General features: G+C 66.4%; 21 protein-coding genes. 7 read left to right on the top strand and 14 right to left on the bottom strand.

Features of this window, described 5'->3' with window-relative positions:
- Nucleotides 1-60 precede the first annotated feature (60 nt).
- Nucleotides 61-723: a class I SAM-dependent methyltransferase gene (locus A5744_RS04360; RefSeq protein ID WP_076058699.1), complete on the top strand. Its 663-nt coding sequence runs from the start codon at nucleotides 61-63 to the stop codon at nucleotides 721-723.
- A gap of 10 nt (nucleotides 724-733) precedes the next feature.
- On the opposite strand, the gene A5744_RS04355 is transcribed toward A5744_RS04360, so the two are convergent.
- The 3 genes from A5744_RS04355 to A5744_RS04345 are packed head-to-tail and all read right to left on the bottom strand — an operon-like array spanning nucleotide 734 to nucleotide 3778.
- Entirely contained in the window at nucleotides 734-1810 is a 1077-nt protein-coding gene (locus tag A5744_RS04355) for a prenyltransferase (protein ID WP_076058697.1), read from the bottom strand.
- A complete protein-coding gene (locus tag A5744_RS04350; protein ID WP_076058695.1) occupies nucleotides 1797-2555 on the bottom strand; it encodes a class I SAM-dependent methyltransferase in 759 nt (252 codons plus the stop codon). The genes A5744_RS04355 and A5744_RS04350 overlap by 14 nt, the downstream gene beginning before the upstream one ends.
- The gene (locus A5744_RS04345; RefSeq protein WP_076058693.1) at nucleotides 2549-3778 is read right to left on the bottom strand and encodes a glycosyltransferase family 4 protein; all 1230 of its coding nucleotides are present in this window, start codon (nucleotides 3776-3778) and stop codon (nucleotides 2549-2551) included. The genes A5744_RS04350 and A5744_RS04345 overlap by 7 nt, the downstream gene beginning before the upstream one ends.
- 169 nt (nucleotides 3779-3947) lie before the next feature.
- Here A5744_RS04345 and A5744_RS04340 point away from each other — a divergent pair, with 169 nt between their 5' ends.
- Nucleotides 3948-4718: a DUF1906 domain-containing protein gene (locus A5744_RS04340; RefSeq protein WP_076058691.1), complete on the top strand. Its 771-nt coding sequence runs from the start codon at nucleotides 3948-3950 to the stop codon at nucleotides 4716-4718.
- Nucleotides 4719-4786: 68 nt separating this feature from the next.
- Here A5744_RS04340 and katG read toward each other — a convergent pair whose 3' ends face one another.
- From katG to A5744_RS04325, 3 genes are all read right to left on the bottom strand, one after another.
- Complete coding sequence (gene katG, locus A5744_RS04335) at nucleotides 4787-7027, bottom strand: catalase/peroxidase HPI (RefSeq protein WP_139331234.1); 2241 nt, start codon at nucleotides 7025-7027, stop codon at nucleotides 4787-4789.
- Nucleotides 7020-7460: a Fur family transcriptional regulator gene (locus tag A5744_RS04330; RefSeq protein ID WP_076058687.1), complete on the bottom strand. Its 441-nt coding sequence runs from the start codon at nucleotides 7458-7460 to the stop codon at nucleotides 7020-7022. Before A5744_RS04330 ends, katG begins: the two co-directional genes overlap by 8 nt.
- 97 nt (nucleotides 7461-7557) lie before the next feature.
- The gene (locus A5744_RS04325; protein ID WP_076058685.1) at nucleotides 7558-8778 is read right to left on the bottom strand and encodes an Ig-like domain-containing protein; all 1221 of its coding nucleotides are present in this window, start codon (nucleotides 8776-8778) and stop codon (nucleotides 7558-7560) included.
- Nucleotides 8779-8866: 88 nt separating this feature from the next.
- On the opposite strand from A5744_RS04325, the gene A5744_RS04320 reads away from it, so the two are divergent.
- The gene (locus A5744_RS04320; RefSeq protein ID WP_076058683.1) at nucleotides 8867-9622 is read left to right on the top strand and encodes a hypothetical protein; all 756 of its coding nucleotides are present in this window, start codon (nucleotides 8867-8869) and stop codon (nucleotides 9620-9622) included.
- Between the two features lie 60 nt (nucleotides 9623-9682).
- On the top strand, nucleotides 9683-11188 hold the full coding sequence (locus A5744_RS04315) for an FAD-dependent oxidoreductase (RefSeq protein WP_076058681.1): 1506 nt from the start codon (nucleotides 9683-9685) through the stop codon (nucleotides 11186-11188).
- 27 nt (nucleotides 11189-11215) lie between these two features.
- On the opposite strand, the gene A5744_RS04310 is transcribed toward A5744_RS04315, so the two are convergent.
- Together A5744_RS04310 and A5744_RS04305 are read right to left on the bottom strand one after the other, a co-directional pair.
- Nucleotides 11216-12208 (bottom strand): class I SAM-dependent methyltransferase, encoded by a 993-nt coding sequence (locus A5744_RS04310; RefSeq protein ID WP_076058753.1) that lies wholly within the window; start codon nucleotides 12206-12208, stop codon nucleotides 11216-11218.
- A 61-nt stretch (nucleotides 12209-12269) separates the two neighbouring features.
- The gene (locus A5744_RS04305; protein WP_076058679.1) at nucleotides 12270-13457 is read right to left on the bottom strand and encodes a glycosyltransferase; all 1188 of its coding nucleotides are present in this window, start codon (nucleotides 13455-13457) and stop codon (nucleotides 12270-12272) included.
- A 71-nt stretch (nucleotides 13458-13528) separates the two neighbouring features.
- Here A5744_RS04305 and A5744_RS04300 point away from each other — a divergent pair, with 71 nt between their 5' ends.
- Both A5744_RS04300 and A5744_RS04295 read left to right on the top strand, forming a co-directional pair.
- Entirely contained in the window at nucleotides 13529-14329 is an 801-nt protein-coding gene (locus A5744_RS04300; RefSeq protein ID WP_076058751.1) for an MOSC N-terminal beta barrel domain-containing protein, read from the top strand.
- A 198-nt stretch (nucleotides 14330-14527) separates the two neighbouring features.
- On the top strand, nucleotides 14528-14812 hold the full coding sequence (locus tag A5744_RS04295) for a DUF732 domain-containing protein (protein WP_240562957.1): 285 nt from the start codon (nucleotides 14528-14530) through the stop codon (nucleotides 14810-14812).
- A 63-nt stretch (nucleotides 14813-14875) separates the two neighbouring features.
- Here the strand turns inward: A5744_RS04295 and A5744_RS04290 are convergent, their stop codons facing one another.
- From A5744_RS04290 to A5744_RS04270, 5 genes are all read right to left on the bottom strand, one after another.
- On the bottom strand, nucleotides 14876-15886 hold the full coding sequence (locus A5744_RS04290; protein ID WP_076058676.1) for a D-2-hydroxyacid dehydrogenase family protein: 1011 nt from the start codon (nucleotides 15884-15886) through the stop codon (nucleotides 14876-14878).
- A complete protein-coding gene (locus A5744_RS04285; protein ID WP_076058674.1) occupies nucleotides 15886-17091 on the bottom strand; it encodes a glycosyltransferase in 1206 nt (401 codons plus the stop codon). The genes A5744_RS04290 and A5744_RS04285 overlap by 1 nt, the downstream gene beginning before the upstream one ends.
- A 37-nt stretch (nucleotides 17092-17128) precedes the next feature.
- Nucleotides 17129-17677 carry a thioredoxin family protein gene (locus A5744_RS04280; protein ID WP_076058671.1) on the bottom strand — a complete coding sequence of 183 codons (549 nt, stop codon included), beginning with the start codon at nucleotides 17675-17677 and terminating at the stop codon, nucleotides 17129-17131.
- 36 nt (nucleotides 17678-17713) lie between these two features.
- A complete protein-coding gene (locus A5744_RS04275; protein ID WP_170874423.1) occupies nucleotides 17714-18307 on the bottom strand; it encodes a DUF1345 domain-containing protein in 594 nt (197 codons plus the stop codon).
- A gap of 70 nt (nucleotides 18308-18377) precedes the next feature.
- Nucleotides 18378-19043, bottom strand: coding sequence for a cutinase family protein (locus A5744_RS04270; protein WP_076058667.1), 666 nt, complete (start codon nucleotides 19041-19043; stop codon nucleotides 18378-18380).
- Nucleotides 19044-19137: 94 nt separating this feature from the next.
- Between A5744_RS04270 and zwf the strand changes: the two genes are divergently transcribed.
- The gene (gene zwf, locus A5744_RS04265; protein WP_076058666.1) at nucleotides 19138-20646 is read left to right on the top strand and encodes a glucose-6-phosphate dehydrogenase; all 1509 of its coding nucleotides are present in this window, start codon (nucleotides 19138-19140) and stop codon (nucleotides 20644-20646) included.
- Here zwf and A5744_RS04260 read toward each other — a convergent pair.
- On the bottom strand, nucleotides 20643-21884 hold the full coding sequence (locus A5744_RS04260; RefSeq protein ID WP_076058749.1) for an alpha/beta fold hydrolase: 1242 nt from the start codon (nucleotides 21882-21884) through the stop codon (nucleotides 20643-20645). The two genes, zwf and A5744_RS04260, sit on opposite strands and share 4 nt — an antisense overlap.
- Nucleotides 21885-21926 lie beyond the last annotated feature (42 nt).

The following is a 21926-nucleotide window of genomic DNA, read 5'->3' as shown; positions in this document are numbered from 1 at the left end:
GATGGTAAAGCGAACGCGGGCCGGCCGCTGGGCAGCCCAAGGCTCTTCTACGATCAGCTGATGAGTCACGTAGACGCCGGCGCGCCCGAGCGGCTGTTCGCGCTGGCCGAACGGGTGCCGGGTTTCATGCCGGCGGACGAGGGCCGCGCGCTGTACGACGCCGCATTGGGGTACCTCGGCGGCGGCGTCGGTGTCGAGATCGGCACCTACTGCGGCAAATCCACCCTGTTGCTCGGCGCGGCCGCAGCGCAAACCGGTGGCGTGCTTTACACCGTCGACCATCACCACGGCTCCGAAGAGCACCAGCCCGGCTGGGAGTTCCACGACGCCTCGCTGGTCGACGAGGTCACCGGGCTGTTCGACACGTTGCCGAGTTTCCGCCGCACCCTCGACGCCGCGGGTCTGGACGACCACGTCGTCGCCGTCGTGGGCAAGTCACCGGTCGTGGCGCGTGCCTGGCGCTCACCGCTGCAGTTCTTGTTCATCGACGGCGGCCACTCTGAGGCCGCTGCGACACAGGACTTCGACGGGTGGGCGAAGTGGGTGGCCGCCGGCGGCGCGTTAGTGATCCACGATGTGTTCCCGGACCCCAAGGACGGCGGGCGCCCGCCGTACTACATCTATTGCCGCGCCATCGATTCCGGTCAGTTCCGGGAGGTTTCGGTGACGGGGTCGCTGCGGGTGCTCGAACGCACCGGCGGGCGAGCGGGCCACCAGGTCTAACCCGTTTCGGTCACCGGCCGGGCCCGGCGACCACGCATTCGCAATCGAAGTCGGTCTGCAGGCCCATCGGCAGCTCGTCGCCGCGGAAGATGCCCGCGCCCGGCGTGGTGTCCGAGAGCGCGTCGGCGGCAAGGATCATCGCCGCCCCGGTCCAGGTGGTGCGCTCCTCGGGCCAGCGCTTCCCGTCCGCGAACACCAAACCCGTCCAGTACGATCCGTCTTCTTCGCGCAGATGGTGCATCGCGGCGAATTGCTGATGTGCGGCGGACCGATGGCCGATGGCCTCGAGGGCCATCACCAGTTCGCATGTCTCTGCACCGGTAACCCAGGGCCGGTCGTCAACGCAGCGGATGCCCAGGCCGCGGACCACAAAGTCGTCCCACCGCTGCCGGATTCGCGCCGCCGCCGCGGGGCCCCGCAGCGCACCGCCGAGGATGGGGTAGTACCAGTCCATCGAATAGCGGTCCTTTTCGGTGAACGCCTCCGGATGTGCGACGATCGCGTGTCCCAGCCGGCCGAGCGCCAGCTCCCACTCCGGCTGAGGGTCCCCGATCAGGGCGGCGAGCGCCAACGCGCAGCGAATGCTGTGGAACACGCTGGCGCACCCGGTCATCAACGCTTCCGGGAGAGGTCCGGCTTCGCTTCGCGCCCAGCAGATCTCGCCATATCCGACCTGTAAGTCGATGACAAAGTCGATCGCCTTGTGCACCACCGGCCACATCGCCGCAGCGAACGACTCGTCGTCCGTCGCCAGCACGTGATGCCAGACACCGGTGGCGATATACGCGCAGAAGTTGCTATCGCTGTTGGCGTCTTCGACCGTCCCCGAACGGAATTGGATGGGCCACGAGCCGTCCGGCCGCTGGGTGCGACGGCTCCATTCAAAGGCGGCCCGCGCCGGCTCCAGCAGTCCCGCCGCCGTGAGCGCCATCGCGCACTCCACGTGGTCCCACGGATCGGTGTGACCACCTTCGAACCACGGAATCGCGCCCGAGGTTTCCTGCGCCGCGGCGATCGAAAGCGCGGTCTGCCGACACTGCTCGGGTGTAAGGACGCCCGGAACCGCCGGCGGGCTAAACCGATGCAACTGAATACCCCGCGGCTTCCTGGCTTTCGGCCACCTGCTGCTTGACGAAATACATCGCGACGCTCTTGCCCACGATCGGGTTGAGCAGTGACTCGGCCAGCTGCGTTACCTTGGGGCGACGCATCAAATCCCACACCAGGAGTTTGTGGTAGGCGGCCACTGCCGGATGATCGGTATTCGACACGCCCACAGCGCATTTCAGCCACCAGAAGGGGGAGTGCAGCGCGTGTGCATGATGGGCGTGGGTCAATTCCATTCCGCCGCCGGTGATCTTGTCGCGCAGTCGGCTGGCCCGGTAGATACGCACGTGGCCGCCCTCGTTGCTGTGATATTCGTCGGACAGCAGCCAGCACACCCGCTCGGGAAGCCACCTCGGAACGCTGACCGCCAATGTGCCACCCACCTTGAGCACCCGGATCAATTCGGCGATGGCGCCGTCGTCTTCCGGTATGTGCTCGAGGATTTCGGACGCGATCACGCAGTCGAATGTTCCGTCGGGATACGGCAGGCTCAGCGCGTCACCGACGACCACTTTCGCCGACGCAGTCGCCGGCACCTCACCGCCCTCGGCCATCGCCCGAAGGATGGTGTCCACCGAACGCAGCTCGGACTCGGCGCGATCGAAGGCGACGACGTCGGCGCCGCGCCGATACGCTTCGAACGCATGCCGGCCCGCCCCGCAGCCCACGTCGATGACCTTGGTCGAGGGGCCGATGCCCAGCCGGTCGAAATCGACGGTCAGCATCGCGCGATCGCTCGTTCGTAGACCCGCACGGTCTGCGCGGCCACCGCCTCCCAGCTGAAGACGTCGACGGCGCGCGCCCGTCCCGCCTTCCCCAGATTGCGGCGCTTTTCGGGGGAGTCGAGCAGCTCGCCGAGGGCGCGGGTGAGCGCATCCACGTCGGCCGGTGGCACCAACTCGGCGCAGGCACCATCGGTGCCCAGGACCTCGGGCAGTGCGCCCACCCGGCTCGCGACGATCGGGGTGCCACTCGCCATGGCTTCGACCGCGGGCAACGAAAACCCCTCGTAGAGAGAGGGAATGCACGCGACCTCGGCCGACGCGAACAGTGCGGCCAGCTCGCCGTCGGAGAGGCCACTGGTGATGTGGACGATGTCGGAGATGCCGAGTTCGGCAATGAGTTTGTGGGTGGGGCCATTGGGTTCCACCTTGGCGACGAGCCGCAATTCCAGGTCTCGGCTGGTGCGTAGTCTGGCAACCGCGTGCAGCAGGGTGCGGACACCCTTGAGCGGGGTATCGGCGCTGGCGATCGCGATGACGCGGTTTCGAATCCGTGGCGTCGGTCCCGGCGTGAACAGGTCGGTGTTCACGCCCAACGGCACGACGTGTAGTTGGTCCGGCGTGACACCGAAGTCGGCGACGATGTCCGCCGCCGAGGACGACGACACCGTCAACAGGTCCGGGATCTGGCGCGCCACCTGCTCTTGCATGGTGGAGAATCCATACCACCTGTGCACCAAGGGTTTTCGCCACCACCGCGCGGCGGCGAGATCCAGCACCCGATCCCGCGTGATGGGGTGGTGCACGGTAGCCACCACGGGCAGCCCCGCGCGGGCGATGCTCAGCAGTCCGGTGCCCAGGCTCTGGTTGTCGTGGACGACGTCGAAATCTCCCGCCCGCTCGGCCAACAGCCGCGCGACACGCAACGTGAAGGTCCGTGGTTCGGGAAAACCCGCGGTCCACACGGTGAGGAGTTCCAACAGGTCGATGGAGTCGCGAATCTCGCTCGGCCGTGGCACCCGGAACGGGTCGGGCTCGCGGTACAGGTCAAGGCTTGGCACCTTGGTCAGCCGTACCCGCGGGTCGAGCAGCTCCGGATAGGGCTGGCCGGAAAACACCTCGACCTCGTGACCGAGTTCCACCAAACCGTGGCTGAGATGGCGCACGTAGACGCCCTGTCCACCGCAATGGGTCTTACTCCGGTAGGACAGCAGGGCAATTCGCATACTCAACTCTTATCCGCTGGCCGACGCACGCCGACGGGCACCCCCCGAATCCACCGCCATCAACGCGCTCCCGAACGCGGTGACAGCAAACTGGACATGTGTCCAGACTATAGTTCGATCAGCTAATTGATGCAACGAGCGTGGTCGAGCCGTTTGCTACCATCGCGCGGTGCGCGGTTCCGTTTCGCGACGCGATGTCCTTAAGTACGCTGCACCGGTTCTGCTGGGCCTGGGGTCGGTCGGCGCGACGGTCGACGAGCCGAACGCGCGAGCCGCCGGCGTTACGTTGATCGACTTTGCGGAGCGCAGGATCGCGCCTGGCGAGATCAAATCGGCAGGCTACGACGGGGTCGTGAACTACGTGTCCGAGGAGCGGCCGGGCGCGCACTTCGAGGCAAAACCCATCACCCGTGAGTACGCGGACGCGCTGCGCGCCGCGGGTCTTCACATCGTCAGCAACTTCCAGTACGGCAAGCCCGGTTGGCCCACGCCGTCGGACTACACCCGCGGGTACGACGGCGGCGTGGCGGACGCCCAGACCGCCTTGCGCCTGCACGGTGCGGCCGGGGGTACGAATTCCGCGCCGATCTTCTTCAGTGTCGACGACAACATCGACGAAAACACTTGGAATGGCCCTGCGGTGCAATGGTTTCGAGGGATCAACTCGGTGCTGGGCGTGGGCCGCACCGGCATCTATGGGCATGCCCGGGCGTGCGGCTGGGCGATCCGCGACGGGGTCATCGGAAACTCGACCACCCCGGGTCACCGCTGGGCCTGGCAGACGAGGTCGTGGTCGAACGGCGCGCGTGAACCGATGGCCGTGCTGTATCAGGCCGTGGTCAACAGCCCGTCGAACCCGGGTCCGCTGCTGGGCGGCATCAACGTGGACGTCGACGAGGTCCTCGCGGCCGACTACGGCCAGTGGGATCTGGACCGCTGACGTAACCAAACGACGATGCCCCCCGAGCCGATGCTCGAGGGGCGTCGTCTCGCTGACCGGAATCGGCGTTACTTGAGATCGAACCGGTCGGCGTTCATGACCTTGACCCACGCCGCGACGAAGTCCTCCACGAACTTCCCTTGGGCGTCGTCCTGCGCGTAGACCTCGGCCAGCGCGCGCAGCACCGAATTGGAGCCGAACACCAGGTCGTTCGCGGTGGCCGTCCATTTCAGCTGCCCCGTTGAGCGGTCCAGCACCTCGTAGACGTTCTCCGCCGACTCCGATGCCCTCCACTCGTTGCCCATGTCGACCAGGTTGACGAAAAAGTCATTCGTCAACGTGCCGGGCCTGTCGGTGAAGACGCCGTGCTTGCTGCCGCCGTGATTGGCACCGAGGGCCCGCAGACCACCGACCAGCACCGTCAATTCCGGAGCCGTCACGCCCAGCAGGTACGCCCGCTCGACTAGCAGCTGCTCCAGCGGCGCCTTCTCGCCCGGACGGATGTAGTTGCGGAATCCGTCGGCGCGCGGCTCGAGCACCGCGAACGAGTCGACGTCGGTGTTCTCCTGCGATGCGTCGGTGCGGCCCGGCGCGAAGTGCACCGCGATCTCGTACCCGGCGTCCTTGGCCGCCTTCTCGACCGCCGCGGAACCGGCCAGCACGATCAGGTCGGCCAGCGAGATCTTCTTGCCGCCGGACGCCGATGCGTTGAAGTCCTGCTGGATGCGCTCCAGCACCGGCAACACCTTGTCCAGTTCCGAGGGCTCGTTGCACTCCCAGCTGCGCTGCGGCTCGAGGCGCAACCGCCCGCCGTTCGCGCCGCCGCGCTTGTCCGTGCGGCGGAAGCTGGACGCGGCCGACCAAGCGGTCTTGACCAGCTGCTGAACCGTCAGGCCGGATTCCAGCGCCTTCTTTTTCAGCGCCGCGATGTCCTTCTCGTCAACCAGCTCGTGATCGACGGCCGGAACCGGGTCCTGCCAGAGCTGCGGCTCGGCGACCCACGGCCCGAGGTAGCGGGTGATGGGTCCCATGTCGCGATGCAGCAGCTTGTACCAGGCCTTGGCGAACGCCTCGGTCAGCTCCTCGGGATGGTCGAGCCAGCGACGCGTGATGTCGCGGTAGATCGGGGACTCCCGCAGCGAGATGTCGGTGACCAACATCGTCGGGGCGCGACCCGGCCCGCCGAACGGGTCGGGGATGGTGCCCGCGCCCGCACCGTCCTTGGCGACGAACTGCCAGGCATCGCCGGGGCTCTTGGTCAGCTCCCATTCGTAGCCGTACAGGGTCTCCAGGAAGGTGTTGTCCCACTTGGTCGGGGTGGGTGTCCAGACCACCTCCAGGCCGCTGGTGATGGCGTCCTCGCCGGCGCCACTGCCGAACGAGCTCTTCCAGCCCAGGCCCTGTTGTTCGATCGGGGCGGCCTCCGGTTCGGGGCCGACCAGGTCGCCACTGCCGGCGCCGTGGGTCTTGCCGAAGCTGTGGCCCCCGACGATCAGCGCGGCGGTCTCCTCGTCGTTCATCGCCATCCGGCCGAACGTCTCGCGGATGTCGATCGCCGCCGCGATCGGGTCCGGCTTGCCCTCGGGGCCTTCCGGATTCACATAGATCAGGCCCATGGTGGTCGCGCCGTAGGGCTGCGCGAGGTTCCGCTCGCCGGAGTAGCGCTTGTTGGTGCCCAGCCATTCGTCCTCTTCGCCCCAGAGGATTTCTTCTGGCTCCCAGACGTCTTCGCGGCCGAACGCAAAGCCGAAGGTTTTGAAGCCCATCGACTCCAAGGCGCAGTTGCCGGCGAAGATGATCAGATCCGCCCAGGAGATCTTGTTGCCGTACTTCTTCTTCACCGGCCACAGCAGCCGGCGGGCCTTGTCCAGGCTCACGTTGTCCGGCCAGCTGTTGAGCGGGGCAAAGCGCTGCATGCCCTGTCCGCCGCCGCCGCGGCCGTCATGGATGCGGTAGGTACCGGCGGCGTGCCAGCTCATCCGGATGAACAGGCCGCCGTAATGGCCGTAGTCGGCGGGCCACCAATCCTGCGATGTGGTCATCACCGAGATCACGTCGGCCTTGAGCGCGTCGACGTCGAGCTTGGCGAACTCCTCGGCGTAGTCGAAGTCATCGCCGAGCGGATTGGACTGGGGGGAGTGCGGATGCAGCGTCGACACATCGATCTGGTCGGGCCACCAGTCCCGATTAGTCAGTGGCGCATGCGATTTCGGCTTCGGCGCCTCGATAGTCGGGTTTTCGCTCTCTGACACAACATTCCTTTCGGGTGGTGGGTAAATCGGGTCACGATCACCGGAGTGATCAAGAATCTGCCGTCGAGCAGTCGGGGCATAGGCCCCAATAGATGACCTCGGCCTCGTCGAGAACGAAACCATCCAGGACGTTGTCGCCATCCGACGGGGTTAGGCACGGCGCCGAACCGACGGCGCAGTCGATGTCGGCGATGACGCCGCAGGATCGGCACACGACGTGGTGATGGTTGTCGCCGACCCGGGACTCGTAGCGGGCGACCAAGCCCAACGGCTGGATCCGCCGAACCAGGCCCGCGGAGGTCAGCGCGTTGAGGACGTCGTATACCGCTTGTCGGGAAACATCGGGCAGCCCCAGCCGCACCGCCGAGAAGATCGTCTCGGTGTCGGCATGCGGATGGGCGTGTACCGCCTCCAGCACGGCGATTCTGGGCCGTGTCACACGCAGATCGGCCATCCGCAGCTGTTCCGCGTAGTCCGCCGATGAGGACACCCTGCCAATATGGCCCCTTATCTGGAATCAGTCAAGAGTTTCCTGGCGGGGATCCGGACGAGTCAGGCCGGTCGGCGCAGAGCCGGCGGCGAGCACCTCAGGACGGCGGCGCCAGCGCGCTGCCCTTGCGCCATTGGTCCCAGCTGAGCGTCCAGTCGCCGTTCTGCGACAGCTTCAACGGCGGTCCGCCGCTGTTGCGGACCTCGACGACGTCGCCGGGCACCGAGAAGTCGTAGAACCATTTCGCGTTGTCGCCGTTGAGGTTCAAGCACCCGTGCGAGGTGTCGGTATGGCCCTGGGCCCACACCGTCGCGTCGAGCTGGTGCAGATAGATACCGTCGTTGCTGATTTTGGTGGCGTAATTGATTGTCTCGCGATATCCGAGGCGGGAATTCTTGGGCAATCCGAAGGTGGAGGAGTCCATCACGACCGGGTTGCCCTTGTCGAGCACGGTGTAGACGCCCGGGGGAGTCCACAACGAAATCGTCTGCGAGCCGATGGTTTCGGTGCCGCCCATTCCCATCGACGTGGGCATGGTCCGGACCAGGGCACCGTTGTTGAAGACGCTGACCATTTTCGTGGCATCGTCCGCGATCGATACGTGCGCGTCACCGATACGGAATGACACTCTGGTGTCTTCTTGCCCGAATAGGCCGTCGCCCAACGCAATTCCATAGATCTTGGCTTCGGCGGTGATGGTGCTGCCCGGCGCGTAGTAGTGCTCGGGTCGCCAGTGAGCGTTTTGGCTGTCGACCCAGAACCACGAACCCTGCACGGGAGGGTTGGTGGTCACTTTGAGCTGTCGTTCGGCGGCGGCCCGGTCGGCGACTTGCTCGTCGAAGTGGGCGACGACAACCGTTCCCACACCGTAGGTGCCGCCTTCTTGCAGGGCCGCCTCAGATGTCGTGGTCAGTGAGACCTTGGTCTGATTGGGCGGCAGCAAGGTCGAGAACGTCGACACTTGGGTGGCCGCAACGCCGTTCGGCCCGACGCTGGTGAGCGTCAGCGTGTACGTCCGTCCGTAACCCAGGGGAGCGGTGGGCTTCCAGACGGTGTTGTCCGGGGTCATGATCCCCTCGACCGGTCTGCCGGCATCGTTGACCATGCGTACACCGGTCAGCTTCCCCGTGTCGGCTTTGACCATGACCGGCGTGAGTGGATCGACGTCACGCGTGTCGGGCCCGGGCATGATCGTCACTCGCGCCGGCCCGGACGCCTCCGGCGTCGGACGGGCGCAGCCGACACCGACCACCCCCACGACAACGAAGACGGCCAGCAGGTACCGATGGATGAGCCGCGCACGGTTGGTGGATGTCATAAGAGTTGGCCGAATCCTCACGTTGTTGTTGATCAGGTACCCGCGGTGCGTGGCACCTGAAACCGCACGCCGAGGGGATCATGGCGTCATGGCCGACGAGGAACTTGACCGTCTGTACTGGGTGCAGCCCGGCGCATTCACCGCGGAGCGCGCCCAATTGACCGCCGCCGCCAGGCGGCGCGGTGACGAAGCCGCCGCCAAACGGATCTCCGCGGCGCGCAAACCGACGACGGCGGCGTGGATCGCGAACCGGCTCGTGCTCCAACACAAGGACGCCAAACAGCGCCTGGCCGACCTGGGTGATCGCCTGCGCGCCGCGCACTCCGCAATGGATGGCGACCGCATCCGCGATTTGTCCGCCGAACAGCACCGGCTCATCGGCGAACTCGTGCGGGCCGCTTTCGAAGCCGCCGAGGTGAACAAGCCGTCGGCAACGCTGCGTGACGACCTGACCGGCACACTGCAAGCCGCGGTCGCCGACCCCGACGTCAGGACGCGGCTCGGCCGGCTGACCAGGGCCGAAACATGGTCGGGTTTCGGCGAATTCGGCGGCGCGGCGCCGGTGGCGAAGGAGCCGGAGCGCCACCAGGACGCCCGCCGAGACAAGTTGAACGCGGCCCTTGCCGCCGCGGAGCGTGCCAAAGACGAAACCGAGCGCGTGCTGTCGCGCCGTCGCGCCGAGCGGGACGCGGCGCGGCAGCGTCGCGACGACGCGGCGGATAGTCTGCGTGAGGCCGAGCGCGACTTGAAGAGAGCCGACGACCGCTACGACAAAGCGGAGCAGGAAAACCGCGCCGCCGAGGACTCGCTGAAGCACGCGAAAGCGCAGCTGAAGCGCGCATAAGCGAGCGTGCGCGGCCGAGGGCCCCGTTTCCCGACGCCGCCGCCGGGTACCAGCCCAGGCATGACTTCTTTATGGTTCGCCGAGCGAGCCGAACAACCTTGGACAGCAAGCCGGCTTGGCGACGGCCCGGCGTCCGCCGATGTCATCGTCGTGGGCGCCGGTATCACCGGGCTGATGACGGCGGTTCTGCTGAGCCGTGCCGGCAAGGACGTGCTGGTCTTGGAGGCGCATACCGTCGGTTCCTGCGCGACCGGCAACACCACCGCCAAAATCAGCTTGTTACAGGGGACCCATCTGTCGAAGGTCCTACCGAGGCATGGCAAGAAGGTGGCGCGGGCCTACATCGACGGCAACCGGGAAGGCCAGGACTGGGTGCTCGAGTACTGCGAGTCACACGGCATCGCGGTCCAACGCGAGGACGCCTACACCTATGCGCAGTCCGCCAAGGGCGTGCCGTCCGCGCGGCGGGAATTGGAGGCTTGCCAGGCCGTCCACCTGCCCGCCGTATGGGAGGACGACGCCGACGTGCCATTCCCGTACCACGGCGGCGTGCGGCTGCCGAACCAGGCGCAGTTCGACCCGATGCCGTTCCTGGACACGTTGGCCACGGAGTTACTCAACCGCGGTGGACGATTGGTCGAGCACACCCGTGTCCGGCGGGTCTCCACACGCGGCGCCGGGGTGCACGTGCACGTCAACGACGCCGACCAGCAGGACGTGGAACTCGCCGCCGGGCAGCTGGTGCTTGCCACCGGGATCCCGATCTTGGATCGGGGTGGTTACTTCGCGCGGGTGAAACCGAGCCGTTCCTACTGCTTGGCCTTCAAGGTTCCCGGAAACGTCACGCGGCCGATGATGATCTCCGCCGACTCGCCGACGCGGTCGGTGCGCTACGCGCCGGTCGCGGACGGGGAGCGGCTGATCGTGGGCGGGGCGGGCCATACCGTCGGCCGGGAAAAGAGCCCGTCCGAGGCGCTGGGGGAGCTGTCGTCGTGGGCGCGCAAGCATTACCCCGGTGCGGCGCAGACTCACTTTTGGTCGGCGCAGGACTACACACCGATCGACCATTTGCCGTATGTGGGCCCCATCCTTCCGAACAGCGAAAGCATCTTCGTCGCAACGGGTTTCAACAAGTGGGGCATGACGAACGGCCCCGCGGCGGCGTTGGCGTTGTCGAGCCGCATCCTGGGCGGCCAGATGGACTGGGCCGGCGCGTTCGCGAGCTGGAGCCCCCACGAGCTGTCGGGTCTGCTGACCGCGGTGCAGGCCAACCTCGAGGTCGGCTTCAACCTGACCAAGGGCTGGATCACGCCTGTCATTCGCACCGGCCATCGCACCCCCGTGAACGGCGAGGGCGGGGTCGTGAGCGGGCCCCCCTGGCATTTGGAGGCCAGGTGCCGGGTCGACGGCACCGAGCACACTGTCTCGCCGGTGTGCCCGCACCTCGGCGGAATCGTGAACTGGAACGACGCGGACCAGGCGTGGGAGTGCCCGCTGCACGGTTCGCGATTCGCCCCGGACGGCACGCTGCTTGAAGGGCCCGCGACTCGCGATTTGACCGCCTAGCCGCCGGGTCCGGCGAACGCGAAGAACTTAACCTTCCTTCTGGTAGACGAGCCAGCGCAACTCGATTGGCGACTCGTCACGCTCCACGTCAAACACGTCCAGGCCGTGGGCCCATCCCTCAAACCAGGCGGTGGGCGGCCAAGCGCCTTGCGGCAAGTGGGTTTTCTCATAGTCGTAGGCGAAGTCGTCGGCAATGAGCGCAAGGGGGAGCTCGGCCGCGGCCTGCGCGAGCTCGTCGCGGGTGAAGATCGTGCTGTTGCATTGCTGTCCGAATTCCCGCGCGGCGTCGTCGGGGGCGTAGCCCTGGCGCGCCGCGAAGGTGTTGAACACCAGGCGTCCTCCGGGAGCCAGGCAGTCCGCGGCGAGTTCGAACATGCCGCGCAGCTCCCGCGTCGTCCGGAAGTCGGGCACCAACTCGGAGGCAACGATGAGCTGATACTCGTCGTGGACGCCCTCCACGGCCGTAAAGACATCGCTCTCGATCACACGCACCGGCAGCGAATCCCGTTCTGCCTCCGAGCGAATGATCTCGGCGAACTTCGGGGCCATCTCGACCGCGTCCACCGGGTGACCCCGCCGGGCCAGCGCCAGGGCGTTACGCCCGGTTCCGGCGCCGATGTCGAGCACCCGGGTGGACCGGGGATCGGCGGCCTCGTCGGCCAATGCCACCACGCGCGCATCCGCTTCGGTCCCAAACAGCGGCCCCTTACGAGTGGCGACCCAGTGGTCGTATTCGACCGCAATCGTCGACACCTCGGCTTTGACGCGATAGTTCAGACCGGTCCCGAAGGGGGTGTCAAACGAGATGACGATGTTCGACCGTGACGAGGCCTTGAATGCCTTTTCCAACTCGTGCTGGAGCACGGCCTTGAGCTGAGCGGCTTGGTCGGACGTGTGTTGTATTCCCAAGCTGGCAAAGAGCTTCTGACACATCGAGACATACTCGTCGAGCAGTCCCGGGACGGCCGGCAGCCTGATTTGACCCTCGGCCTCCGCGCGGCGATACAACCGCCGGGCCATCGCTTCGCGCAGCACTGACGGATCGAAAGATCTCGGGCCCCGATCCTCCACGAGACTGAGCCTAGTGGTCCAAGCGGGCGGCGTCTTCGAGGAGATCGGCCGCCCTGGCGACGCTTTCGGCCGGTGTCGTCATTTGGGTGGCGACCTCACGCGCGCGGGCGACACACTCCGGAACCAGTATCGAGCGCAGGTCGGTGACCAGTGATTCAAGGGTGGCGGCCGAGAATTGGCGCCCGGCACCGATTTTCAGCTGCTCGAGGGCCGCCGCCCACATGGGCTGGTCCCACACAGCCCAAAGGATTAGCGTCGGGACTCCGGCGCGCAGGCCCGCGGCCGTGGTGCCCGAGCCGCCGTGGTGGACCACTGCGCGGCAGGCCGGAAAGATTTCCGCGTAGTTGAGCGCACCCACCAGTTTGACGTGGTCGAAATGCGGACCGCGACTGAAGTCGCTTGCTCCGCTGCATATCAACGCTCGCTCGCCCAGCTGCGCGCAGGCCGCGCCGATCATGGCGACGGTGTCGGCGGGAGAGTCGATCGGCGTGCTGCCGAAGCCGAAGTAGATCGGCGGCGTTCCAGCGGCAATCCAGGCCAAGACGTCGTCGTCGGCGTCGGTCGGGAGCTCCAGGGTCAGCGCGCCGACGAAGGGGCGTCGGCCGGGCTCCACCCATTGGGTCGACTGCCCGGGCAAGCAGAGCTCGTCGTAGGTCTGGATTTCCAGCAATCCGCCGTCCGCCAGTTGTGGCGCTGAGGGTCCGGCGTCCGCCGGTAAGCCGAGCGCATGGCGTTGGGCGACTTCAGCATCCTTCGTTATGCCGGAATACAGCGGCCCAGACGCCAGGATCCGCGCCGGGAAGACGTGCAGTGCAGCGAGCGGAATGGCATGGTATTCAGCGACATTGGCGGCGAGCATCTGATCGTTCATGTGCGCCACCAGCAGGTCGGCGCCCGTTGACAGCGACGTCAGTGTCGCGCTTTTGTCCAGCCAGACCCGGCTGACTCGCTCTACGAGTTGGGGCAACGCACTGATCAGATTCCCTACGCCGCCAATGAAATTCATGGCGCCGTCCATCTGCTCCCGCGTGTCGGGCCCGTATGCGACCGCACTGAGCCCCGCGGATGCGGCGAAGGCGACCATGTTGGGCGGGACGGCCAGGCGCACCTCGTGACCGCGGCGCAGCAGCTCCCGACCCACGGCGACACAGGGCTCGACGTCGCCCCGTCCTCCGTAGGCTGCCAGCACAAATTTCATCGCCGCTACCGTACCGCTCGGCGCACGCCGTAGGTCGCCGCCGCATACTGGTCTGCGTGGTGGAAAAGCAGATGCGGGTCGAGAGTTTGCTCCGCTACCCGGTGAAATCGATGCTGGGCGAGGTTGTGAACCGCCTGTTCGTCGACGAACGAGGCGCCGAAGGAGACCGGCGGCTGGCACTTGTCGACACCCAGACCGGGCATGTGGCCAGCGCCAAGCAGGCCCGGCTGTGGCGTGGGCTGCTCAAGTGCACCGCGAACGGAAGCACCGGGCGCGTGAACATCGGGCTGCCCGACGGGACAAGCGTCGCGGCCGACGACCCGGGTGTCGATGAGCTGCTGTCGCGGCTGTTGGGGCGCCCGGTCCGGCTGATCAGCCAACGGCCGGACGGCGCAACGCTCGAACGCCCGGATCCGGAGAAGCTGCTCGAGCTGGGGGTGGACGCCGAAGTCGCGGGCCGCATCCTGACGATCGGCCAGGCAACCCCGGGCGACTCGTTTACCGATGATGCCCCGCTGCACGCGATCACCACGGCGACGCTGGAGCGCATCGGCGTCGACGCGCTGCGCTACCGACCCAACCTGGTGATCGCGACCCCGGCGGGTCACCCGCCGTATGACGAAGACAACTGGCTCGGGCGGGAATTGACGGCCGGTGAGGTACGGCTGCGTGTCATTGCGTCCACCTCTCGGTGTGTGGTGCCGACGCTCGAGCACGGGACGCTCGCGCGAGCCCCGGAAGCGCTTCGCACGCCCGCGGCCGAAAATCGTTTGCCCGCAGGCGGTTCCGGGGCACAGCCCTGCGCGGGCGTGTATCTCGAGGTGCTCCAAGAGGGCGTCCTCGCCGTCGGCGACCCCGTCGCACTGGGCTAGGCGCGACGCGCGGCCCGCATTTACGCAAATTACGCCAAAAGAATTGCCTATTCAGATCTCCGCAAGCTGTTTCACAGATTTCACGGTTCTTCATATTTACGCCTCTTTTAGCGCTCATACTGGGACTCCGTTAACGCCCCGATGAAAGGAAGCGCGCAAATGCCCTCACCCCGCTGGCTGGCCAGACTGTCTGTCCCCATGATGGTCGGCGCCGCCCTTCTTACGAGCACTGCGATTGCGGTCGCGGATGCCACCGATGACACATTCCTCAGCAAAATGCACACTCTCGGCTTTACCTGGCCGTCCGGAGACGACTCCGACATCGTCGCGATGGGCCATCAAATATGCGCCGATCGCTCGGCAGGCAAAACTCCGGACGCGATTGCCGCGGACATCCACTCCACGCTCGGCGCGAAAGGCATCTCGTTCGCGGATGTCACCTCGATGGTGAGCGCCGCGGAATCGACTTATTGCCCGGGTTAGCCAGCAAGTTCCGGCGATCAACCCCGTGGTCGGCTTGTGTGCCGGCCACGGGGTTGCGTTTTGCTAGTTCGAATTTCGCCGCTGCAATGCCTCGGGGTTGGCGATCCTGACGGGCGTCCCGGTCAGCCACGCCGCGACCGCTTCGACGGTGTCTGCGTAGAAGGCGCCCAGCATTTCGCGGGTGGCGTAGCCCAGGTGGGGAGACAGCGTCACGTTCGGTAGACGACGCAATGGATGATCCGCCGGAAGCGGTTCGATGTCATAGACATCGAGGCCGGCCCCGGCAATGCGCTCGGTCGCGAGCGCGTCGATCAGGGCCTCGTCGTCCACGATCGGCCCCCGGGAGGTGTTGATCAAGTAGGCGTGCGGCTTCATCATGGCCAGCTCGGGCGCGCCGACCAGTCCGCGCGTGCGCTCCGAGAGAACCAGGTGGATGGAGATCACGTCGGATCGTTCGAAGAGCGTTGCCTTCTCGACGCGGCGAGCGCCGGCCGCCGCGGCCGCCTCGTCGGTGAGATTTTGGCTCCACGCAATGACTTCCATGCCAAACACTTTCGCGTATTCGGCCATCCGCTTACCGATCCTGCCCAGACCAAGAAGTCCCAGCGTCTTGCCGGACAGCGTCCGACCGGTGGTCGTCTGCCACGCGCCCTCGCGCATGTGACGGTGCTCTTCGGCCAGATTGCGCACCGTCGCGATCATCAACCCCCAGGCCAATTCCGGAGTGGCATCAGGGACGGATCTGAATCGCGGATGGGCGAAATCCGAATGGGCAACAAGGACACGGTGTTCGGTGGCCGCGGTCATGTCCAAGTTCGGCAGATTTTTGCCGACGATGGTGATCAGCTTGAGGGTGGGCAGCCGCTCGATGAGGCCGCGCGGAAAGGCCATCCGCTCGCGCATCGTGCATACCACGTCGAACGGCGACAGCGCGTCCGCGGCTTCCTCCTCGGAAAGGTGGCGGTCGAAGACGGTCACTTCGGATCGGCTAAGCACCGGCGACCAGTCGGCAAGCTCGAGGGCCACGCCCGCGTAGTCGTCGAGTATCGCCACCCGGGGTAGCCGTTCTCCCATTACGCGACCGCTTGTTCCAGAAGATCTGCGGTGGCGGCGGCGCTCTGCGCGGGCTTGGTCATCCGGGCGGCGACCTCGCGAGCGCGAGCGACGCATTGCGGGACGAGAACGGAACGCAGGTCCGCGACCAGTGATGCCACGGTGCTGGCCGAAAAAGCCCGGCCGGCGCCCACTTCGAGTCGTTCGACTGCGGCTGCCCACATCGGCTGATCTTCGAGCGAGAACCAGAGGATCAAGGTGGGGATTCCGGCGCGCAGGCCCGCCGCCGTGGTGCCGGCACCGCCATGGTGAACGACCGCGCGGCACGCCGGAAAGATGGCGCCGTGGTTCACCGCGCCCACGGCCTTCATGTTGTCGAAAAGCGTGATACCCGAGAAGTCGCTCGCCCCAGCACAAATCAGGGCCCGCTCGCCCAATTCCGCGCAGGCCCTGCTGATTGCGGCGATCGTCTCGGCGGGGGACGGGAGCTGGACATTGTTGCCGAAGCCGAAGTAGATCGGTGGCGTTCCCGCGGCGATCCACGACAGCACATCGTCGTCGGCCTCGGTGGGCAACTCCAGGGTCAGTGCGCCGACAAACGATCGCCCACCCGTGGATTGCGTCGCCATTTCGGGAAAGCAGAACTCGTCGTATGCGTGGATCTCCAGCGAATCGAAAGATCCTGTCGCCTCCGGCAGGCCTAGCGCGCGGCGTTGGGCTTCTTCGGCATCCTTGATGACGCTCCCGAGCATGCCACCCGAGCGCGACCGTCCACCCGGGAAGAAATGCAGCACGGCAATCGGAATGCCGTAATACTCCGCGACGTTGGCGGCCAGCCCCTGCGCGCCCTTGCCAGTAAGTATCAGGTCGGCCCCCTCCGCCAGCGTCGTCAGCGCGGCGCCCCAATCCGCCCAGGCCCGTGCGACATGCTCCATCACTTCGACCATCGCGCCCAACGGATTCTGGGTGTTCGTGTCGCCGTCGAAACTCCCGACGCCCGGGCCCGGCGGGCACCCGCCGAAGAACCACTTCAACGAATCCGATTGGAACGCAGCGGGTTGCGGCCCGTACGCGACCGCCGCCAGCCCCGCCGACTCGACGAAACCAACCATGGTCGGCGGCACCGCCAGGCACACGTCGTGACCTCGCCGCAGCATCTCCCGCCCGACGGCGGCGAACGGCTCGACATCGCCGCGACTTCCGTAGGCAGCGAGCACGATTTTCATCGGCGCAGCGCGGCTCGCGGCCCGGCGTGCGCGTGGCTCAGCGCCACTTGATGCCGCACCCGATCGACGGTCGCTGGTCCGGGTCGACCGGCCGACCGGCGAGCACGGCGTCGACGGCGGCCCGAACGTCGGCGGCCGTCACCGGCAGGTCGTTCTTTGGCCGGGAGTCATCGAGCTGACCGCGATAGACCAGCCGGCGCTCGCCGTCGAAGACGAAAGTGTCCGGCGTGCACGCTGCGGAAAACGCGCGGGCGACGTCTTGGGTCTCGTCATAAAGGTAGGGGAACGTCCAGCCGTGGCGGCGGGCCTCCTGGGCCATCTGGTCGGGGCCGTCCTGCGGGTAGGTGACGACGTCGTTGCTGGAGATGCCGACCATCGCGACCCCCTGATCGGCCAGGTCGCGGCCGAGCGCGGCGAGGCCGGCGGCGACGTGCTGGACGTACGGGCAGTGGTTGCAGATGAAGGTCACGACGAGCGCGGGACCGGTGAGCTCATCGAGGCTGACCGTGGCGCCGGTGGCCGGCTCGGGCAGCGCGAACTGTGGCGCGGGGGTTCCGAGGGCGAGCATGGTGGACTCGATTGCCATGCCGCCAGATTAACCGCCGCAAGGTGAGCGGGCCGATCAGAGCTTGGCGCCCAGCCCCGCGATCAAGTTGACGGTGACGGCCAGAACTACGGCGCCGAGCAGGTAGGACAGCATCGCATGGCGCAACACGGTCGCCCTGATGGATGTCAGCCCGATTTCCGTGTCCGACACCTGGAAGGTCATGCCGACGGTAAAAGCCACATACGCGAAGTCGCGAAAACGGGGCGGCTCGGGGTCGTGGAAGTTGATGCCCCCGGGTTCGTCGGAGTAGTAGAGCCGCGCGTAATGCACCGTGAAGAGCGTGTGCACGGCAAACCAGGACGCGGCGACGGCCAGGATGCCGAGTATGGCGGCTGCTATGGCTGGGGCACCCGCGTGCGTCCCCGCGGCCACCACGTAGCCGACCCCGGCCAGGCTCGCAACGCTTGCGGACACGACGACCACGTCTGCAATCCACCGGGTCGGATCCTCGCGTGTCACATATCTGCGGGTTTCCTCGGCATCCATGCCGCCCAGGATGAGCCGCGTCCACACGACATACACCCCGGCGGTCACGACCCAGCCGACAAGCGCGAATCGCCAGCCGACCGTGTTACCCACCGCGACGGCGACGGCGACTCCCAGCACCATGGCGATCAATATCCGAATCGCGACGGTGTCGCGTGAGGAGGTAGCTAGGGATTTCACGGGTCAGCACTCGCTACGTGCGCGGCGGCGTCCCTTGATTGAGGTGGTTGGCCGCGAATGTCGCGGCCTGGTTAGTCATCCCGGCATCGATGTAGGAAACGTGCGCCATGATGTTGCCGCCCCCAGAGCAGATCGGGTCGTCGGGGGCGCACAAGCTGATGGTCTTGCCGGTATACATCGGGTTGATCGTGGGCAGCGGCTGGCCGCCCCACAGCATGCTGGAAAAGCCACTCGAGGGCTCGCCGAAAAGCGCGACGGCGGCGACGTGGTCAGCGACCGACGCGGGCATCGCGTTGGTGGCCAGGTCGATCACCGTGGAGCCCTGAGAGTATCCACCGAGCACAATTTTCGAGTTCGGACAGCTGGCCACCGTGTCCTGGATGTGAGCGCCGGCGTCGGCGGCGCCGGCGTTCGCGCTGTTGTGGTAGTCGTCGTTGGCGGGGTAGTTGACCGCATAGACCCCGACGGATCGCCCGCCGACCTGCGAGGTGAGCGAGTCGACGAAGGCCTGTCCGATGTTGCCGAGACCGGGCTCCTGGTGGGTGCCGCGCGCGAAGACGACGGCGACATCGGAGCATGGGTCGGCGGCCGCGGCCGGACTGCTGAGGGGCATGCTGAGCAGCGCCCACGCCGTTGCCACCAAAACACCACCGATGCGAGCCAAGCTGCGTGCAGTCATGTCCGAATCCTGACATACGGCCCGGGACCGTGACGCGGGCGGTTCGGCCGCAATCAGTCGTGCGCGGGCGGCGCGGCGGTGGAAGTATCGCAGAGTGGCCACCAAGAAACCGCAGACGATCTCTTACCCGGCACCCGACGCGCGGCCGCGCCGCCACGGCGAGCAGCCGCTCGACCCCCACGTCATCGTCCTGTTCGGCGCGACGGGCGACCTAGCCAAACGCAAGCTGCTGCCCGGCCTGGCCTACTTGGATCAGTCGGAGCTTGCCCCCGATATCCAAATCGTCGCGACGTCGCTGGAAGACTTCAGCGACGACGAGTTCCGCGAACTCGCCAAGACCGCGATCGACTCGTTCGGCATGCACAAGCTCACTCCCGAAGAGTGGGCCAGCTTCGCGAAAATCGTCAGGTACGTCCCGCAAAGCGCCGGGCCCGAAGCGCTCGCGGACGCGGTCGCCGACGCCGAGGCCAGCCTGGGCGTCAACGTGCGCCGCCTGCATTACCTGTCGGTCCCTCCGAAGGCGGCGCGCGACGTCATCACCATGCTGCGCGACGCCAAACTCGTCGAACGCTCCCGCGTCGTGATGGAGAAGCCGTTCGGCACCGACCTGCCCAGCGCGGTGTCACTCAACGACTTTCTGCACGAAACATTCGAGGAATCCCAGATTTTCCGCATCGACCACTTCTTGGGCAAGGAGGCGGCCCAGAACATCTTGGCGTTCCGCTTCGCCAACGGTCTGTTCGAGCCGATCTGGAACCGCAACTTCATCGACCACATCCAGATCGACATTCCCGAAGCCCTGGGTCTGGATCAGCGCGCCAACTTCTACGAAAGCACCGGCGCCTACAAGGACATGGTCGTGACGCACCTTTTTCAGGTGATGGCCTTCGTCGTGATGGAACCGCCGACGGCCCTCGAGCCGTATGCCATCAGCGAAGAGAAGAACAAGGTGTTCCGATCGATGCTCCCCGTAAAGCCGTCAAATGTGGTGCGCGGCCAGTACAACGGCTACCGCCAAGAAAAGGGCGTGGCAAAGGATTCCGACACCGAGACGTTCATCGCGCTCAAGGTCGGCATCGACAATTGGCGCTGGGCCGGGGTGCCGATCTATCTGCGCACCGGCAAGAAGATGGCCGAGGGCATCCGCATCATCTCGATCGCCTTCAAAGAGGCTCCCCGGAGCATGTTCCCGCCGGGATCGGGAGTGGGGACCCAAGGTCCGGACCACCTCACGTTCGATCTCGCTGACAACTCGAAGGTTTCACTGTCCTTCTACGGCAAGCGACCCGGCCCCGGGATGAAGCTGGACAAGTTGTCCATGCAGTTCTCCTCTCAGGAGATCGACACCGTCGTCGATGTGCTGGAGGCCTACGAACGGCTCATTCTCGATGCCATGCGGGGCGACCACACGCTGTTCAACACCGCCGAGGGCATCGAATCGTTGTGGGAGCGTTCGCAGGAACTGCTCGACGACCCGCCGCCGGCCAAGATGTACCAGCCCGGCACCTGGGGCCCTAACGCCATTCACCAATTGATCGCTCCCAATGCGTGGCGGTTGCCGTTCGAGCGGGGATGGCGCGAGTCCAGGGGCCAAGACGCCTAGCCGGTGAACTCCGTCGACCTGGCCGACTCACCGAGCCACTCACGCAATTTCGCGTAGATGGTTGAGTGATTGAGCAAATCGAAGTGGTGTAGGCCCGTTAGCGTCAGTCCATGCGCCGCGTCGAACGGAACCGTGCGGGACTTACCCACACCCGACGCGCTGGCGGGGCGTACCAGGCGGTCGCCGAGGACAACTCCGACGGCCCGCGGACCCGCGCTGCTTGCCACGAAGTGGTAGACGGCGCCGGGCAGGAACGGCACCTCATGGCAGCGGTCCCGCAGGAACTCGTCGGGATCGCATTCGCTCCAGTCCTCGTCGAGCAAAGCGCCGTAGCGCAGGTCCTTCGTGCCCGAGCTACGCGCATTGAGAAATGAAGAGACGGCCCGTGTTTCGGGCAGCCGGGCCAGCACCCAGGACGCGGCGTTGACTCCTTTTTCCAGGTCGGCTCCCAAGTGCGGCGAACCCAAGCAGACAACGTGGCGAACGTCGTCGGGCCAGCGCTGCGATTGCTCGACCCCGTAGTGGCAGGCGCTGCGGATCACCAGGCCACCCATCGAATGACCGATCAACGCGATCTCCTCGACCGGCACCGGCCACAGCGCCCGCAGCTTGTCGATCAGCGCGGCCAACACCTTGCCATTGTCGGAGATGTGCAGCCCCGTGTTGTATCGCAGATACACCGGCGTGAAGCCCAGATCACTGCGCAGCCGGGTGCCGTAGGGGGGCGCGGTCTCGCCGTCGCGCGGCTGCCGCCGCCACGACATTTCGGTCATGCACCAGCCGTGGACGAACACCGCGATCCGGCCGGTGGCTTCGGGAAACGCGGCCGCGACGGCGGCGGCATCCAGCGCGACGGGCTTCCCGCGCTGGCGGATCTGCATCGTCAGCGCGAATTCGTTGCGGCGGTTGGTTAGCTCGTCGCCGTAGATTCCATTGAGTGCGGCGACGACGCCGGCGACCGTGGGATGCGATTGGACCGTGTCGTCCTCGTCGCTGCCGCGGACTTCGGCGGCCAGTTCACCGGCGCCGTGCAACGAGGCTCGCACCCCGCGGTCCACGGCGTAGTACGTCGCCGCGGCAATCGTGTTGTGCACGATCTCCACGGGTTTCGACGCCGGCCCTATGGCGCCGAAAACGCGCTCCGCGATGCCGCTGTGCGTGTCCCGCACGAAAGTGGTGAGAATGCGGGTGCCTTCGCCCGCGAGGTCTGCGAGTGACCGGATTTCCTGTCGCTGCACGAGCTGCTCCTCCCTGCTCTGACCATGGGTTCCCATTCTGCG

Origin of the sequence: Mycobacterium sp. IS-1264, from assembly GCF_001954195.1 — a bacterium.
Lineage (GTDB): Bacteria > Actinomycetota > Actinomycetes > Mycobacteriales > Mycobacteriaceae > Mycobacterium.
The sequence above is the reverse complement of the archived record's forward strand: the minus strand, read 5'-3'. Positions and strand labels throughout refer to the sequence as shown.

Coding starts and splice junctions, on each gene's coding strand:
- A5744_RS04360 (WP_076058699.1), top strand. CDS start 61: ATGAGTCACGTAGACGCCGGCGCGCCCGAGCGGCTGTTCGCGCTGGCC.
- A5744_RS04350 (WP_076058695.1), bottom strand. CDS start 2,555: ATGCTGACCGTCGATTTCGACCGGCTGGGCATCGGCCCCTCGACCAAG.
- A5744_RS04345 (WP_076058693.1), bottom strand. CDS start 3,778: ATGCGAATTGCCCTGCTGTCCTACCGGAGTAAGACCCATTGCGGTGGA.
- A5744_RS04325 (WP_076058685.1), bottom strand. CDS start 8,778: ATGACATCCACCAACCGTGCGCGGCTCATCCATCGGTACCTGCTGGCC.
- A5744_RS04320 (WP_076058683.1), top strand. CDS start 8,867: ATGGCCGACGAGGAACTTGACCGTCTGTACTGGGTGCAGCCCGGCGCA.
- A5744_RS04315 (WP_076058681.1), top strand. CDS start 9,683: ATGACTTCTTTATGGTTCGCCGAGCGAGCCGAACAACCTTGGACAGCA.
- A5744_RS04310 (WP_076058753.1), bottom strand. CDS start 12,208: ATGGCCCGGCGGTTGTATCGCCGCGCGGAGGCCGAGGGTCAAATCAGG.
- A5744_RS04305 (WP_076058679.1), bottom strand. CDS start 13,457: ATGAAATTTGTGCTGGCAGCCTACGGAGGACGGGGCGACGTCGAGCCC.
- A5744_RS04300 (WP_076058751.1), top strand. CDS start 13,529: ATGCGGGTCGAGAGTTTGCTCCGCTACCCGGTGAAATCGATGCTGGGC.
- A5744_RS04295 (WP_240562957.1), top strand. CDS start 14,528: ATGATGGTCGGCGCCGCCCTTCTTACGAGCACTGCGATTGCGGTCGCG.
- A5744_RS04290 (WP_076058676.1), bottom strand. CDS start 15,886: ATGGGAGAACGGCTACCCCGGGTGGCGATACTCGACGACTACGCGGGC.
- A5744_RS04285 (WP_076058674.1), bottom strand. CDS start 17,091: ATGAAAATCGTGCTCGCTGCCTACGGAAGTCGCGGCGATGTCGAGCCG.
- A5744_RS04280 (WP_076058671.1), bottom strand. CDS start 17,677: ATGGCAATCGAGTCCACCATGCTCGCCCTCGGAACCCCCGCGCCACAG.
- A5744_RS04275 (WP_170874423.1), bottom strand. CDS start 18,307: ATGGTGCTGGGAGTCGCCGTCGCCGTCGCGGTGGGTAACACGGTCGGC.
- A5744_RS04270 (WP_076058667.1), bottom strand. CDS start 19,043: ATGACTGCACGCAGCTTGGCTCGCATCGGTGGTGTTTTGGTGGCAACG.